This is a genomic window from Ruegeria sp. SAZD011 (assembly GCF_059612545.1).
Genome location: NZ_JBXWQU010000033.1, coordinates 1 through 3,501 on the forward strand (window position 1 = coordinate 1; position 3,501 = coordinate 3,501).

Consider the following 3,501-nt stretch of genomic DNA (forward strand, 5'->3'; position numbering starts at 1 on the left):
TTTAGAGAGTATTGAGTATTTATTAGGTTTGGCGGTGACCTACTCTCCCGGGGCTTTAGCCCGAGTACCATTGGCGCGGAGGCACTTAACTTCCGGGTTCGGGAAGGGACCGGGTGTATTGCGCTCGCTATGACCACCAAACCGAATAAATACTCACGTCGCGTATCCGCCTTTGGCGGATCGCGACGGGTGGGGGAGAACGGTTTGCGCAGCAAACTGTGGCCCCACTCGGTTTTATCAATCATGTGCAATCCGGTTTTGGATTGTCACGGTGTTGTCCAAGTCTTGTTGGTGCTTTTGGTTCTTGATTTGGCCTGGCGCGCGGAGCGCTAGTTGAGGCCATTTGATCAGTCTTTCTGTTACTGGATCGGATCAAGCCTATCGGGCGATTAGTACCGGTCAACTGAACGCATTGCTGCGCTTACATCTCCGGCCTATTGACGTGGTGGTCTTCCACGGCCCTCAGGGATACCTTGTTTTGAGGGGGGCTTCCCGCTTAGATGCCTTCAGCGGTTATCCTGTCCGATCATAGCTACCCTGCACTGCTGCTGGCGCAACAACAGGTCCACCAGTGGATCGTTCACCCCGGTCCTCTCGTACTAGGGGCAACTCCTCTCAAGTATCCTACACCCACGGCAGATAGGGACCGAACTGTCTCACGACGTTCTAAACCCAGCTCACGTACCTCTTTAAACGGCGAACAGCCGTACCCTTGGGACCTGCTCCAGCCCCAGGATGAGATGAGCCGACATCGAGGTGCCAAACACTGCCGTCGATATGGACTCTTGGGCAGTATCAGCCTGTTATCCCCGGCGTACCTTTTATCCGTTGAGCGATGGCCCTTCCACTCGGGACCACCGGATCACTATGGCCGACTTTCGTCTCTGCTCGACTTGTCAGTCTTGCAGTCAGGCTGGCTTCTGCCATTGCACTCAACGAGCGATTTCCGACCGCTCTGAGCCAACCTTCGCGCGCCTCCGTTACGCTTTAGGAGGCGACCGCCCCAGTCAAACTACCCGCCACGCAGGGTCCCGGATCCGGATGACGGACCGCGGTTAGACATCAAGAGTGCGAAGGGTGGTATCTCAAGGGAGGCTCCACGGGAACTGGCGTTCCTGCTTCAAAGCCTACCACCTATCCTGCACATCACAATCCTGATGCCAGTGCGAAGCTGTAGTAAAGGTGCACGGGGTCTTTCCGTCTAACCGCGGGAAGCCTGCATCTTGACAGGCAATTCAATTTCGCTGAGTCGATGTTGGAGACAGCGGGGAAGTCGTTACGCCATTCGTGCAGGTCGGAACTTACCCGACAAGGAATTTCGCTACCTTAGGACCGTTATAGTTACGGCCGCCGTTTACCTGGGCTTCAATTCGGAGCTTGCACCCCTCCTTTTAACCTTCAGGCACCGGGCAGGCGTCAGACCCTATACGTCGTCTTGCGACTTCGCAGAGCCCTGTGTTTTTAATAAACAGTCGCCACCCCCTGGTTTGTGCCCCCGGATCCAAGTTGCCTTGAACCCGGGCCTCCTTCTCGCGAACTTACGGAGGTATTTTGCCGAGTTCCTTCAACATCGTTCTCTCAAGCGCCTTGGTATTCTCTACCAGTCCACCTGTGTCGGTTTAGGGTACGGTCTGATGGAGGGCTATTTCCAGGGACCACTCAGCAGCCCGACCAATCCGATAAGGTCGAACTACATCCGTGATCCGTCACATCCTCCTGGCCCAGGAATATTAACCTGGTTCCCATCGCCTACGCCTTTCGGCCTCGGCTTAGGGGCCGGCTTACCCTGCTCAGATTAGCTTTAAGCAGGAACCCTTGGACTTTCGGCGAGAGTGTCTCTCACACTCTTTGTCGCTACTCATGTCATCATTCTCGCTAGTGATCTCTCCACCGGATGGCTCACGCCCCGGCTTCATCGAAAGGTTCGTGATCCTCCAAGGTGCCCCGAAGGACACTAAAGAGGATAGAACCTATGTCACACTACGCTCCGCTACCATGCCTTGCGGCATCCTCAGCTTCGGCTCATGGCTTGAGCCCCGTTACATCTTCGCCGCAGGACGTCTTGATTAGACCAGTGAGCTGTTACGCTATCTTTAAAGGATGGCTGCTTCTAAGCCAACCTCCTGGTTGTTTTGGACATCCCACCTGCTTTCCCACTTAGCCATGAATTGGGGGCCTTAGCTGGAGGTCAGGGTTGTTTCCCTCTCCACTACGGGCGTTAGCACCCGCAGTGTGTCTGCCATCTAGTACTCCCGGGTATTCGGAGTTTGGTTAGGATCAGTAAGCCTGTGGGGCCCCATTACCCATCCAGTGCTCTACCCCCCGGGGTATTCGGATGACGCTCTACCTAAATAGATTTCGCGGAGAACCAGCTATCTCCGAGTTTGATTGGCCTTTCACCCCTAGGCACAGCTCATCCCGATCCTTTTCAACGGATGTGGGTTCGGTCCTCCAGCAAGTGTTACCTTGCCTTCAACCTGGCCATGCCTAGATCACTCGGTTTCGGGTCTGATCCCACGAACTCGACGCCCTATTAAGACTCGCTTTCGCTGCGCCTACACCTAACGGCTTAAGCTTGCTCGTGAGACCAAGTCGATGACCCATTATACAAAAGGTACGCCGTCAGGACTCGAGGTCCCTCCGACTGCTTGTAGGCGTCCGGTTTCAGGTACTGTTTCACTCCCCTCGTCGGGGTGCTTTTCACCTTTCCCTCACGGTACTGGTTCGCTATCGGTCAGCAAGGAGTACTTAGCCTTCGAAGGTGGTCCTCCGATCTTCAGACAGGATTTCACGTGTCCCGCCCTACTTAATACGTCCCATCGAACTTCGAATACGGGGCTGTCACCCGCTATGGCCATGCTTCCCAACATGTTCTTCTCATTCTCAAGGCTCGGCTGGTCCCCGTTCGCTCGCCACTACTAGGGGAGTATCAATTGATTTCCTTTCCTCCGGGTACTTAGATGTTTCAGTTCCCCGGGTTTGCTCTTAAAACCCTATGTATTCAGGTCTTAAGTACCTGTTCATGCTCATTATTGATAGCGAGGCTAACAATAACAAACATTCAGGTGGGTTGCCCCATTCGGAGATTCATGGATCAAAGCCTATTCTCGGCTCCCCATGACTTATCGCAGAGTATCACGTCCTTCATCGCCTCTTGCTGCCAAGGCATCCACCAAACGCCCTTCTCGCGCTTGATTCGATCCAGAAAAAGAAAGACTGAACTTTCACGGCCCGGGCTGGTTCGACCAGGCCTTCTTCTGAACCAAAAGTCACTTTTCCCGCTCAGCCCGTCAGGGCTGAACATATTGGTGCGTATCCTCGCGGACCGCACCGGGTTAGTGTACTTGACTTGGACAACGTCTGTTCGTTTCAACAGGGATACGTCAGATCGAGCCGGCTAGACCCAATCCACGCCTTCTGCTCTCTTTTATATGTCCTACCGCCTATTCGGCTACTTGAGGACATATATGTGTCCTACCGCCTATTCGGCTACTTGAGGAC

Annotated in this window: 2 rRNA genes; both read right to left on the reverse strand. The window is 54.2% G+C overall.

Annotated elements, in window-relative coordinates:
* Positions 1-26: 26 nt before the first annotated feature.
* A 5S ribosomal RNA gene (rrf, locus tag AC2FLM_RS17585) occupies positions 27-141 on the reverse strand.
* Between the two features lie 227 nt (positions 142-368).
* A 23S ribosomal RNA gene (locus AC2FLM_RS17590) occupies positions 369-3,197 on the reverse strand.
* Between the last annotated feature and the right edge of the window lie 304 nt (positions 3,198-3,501).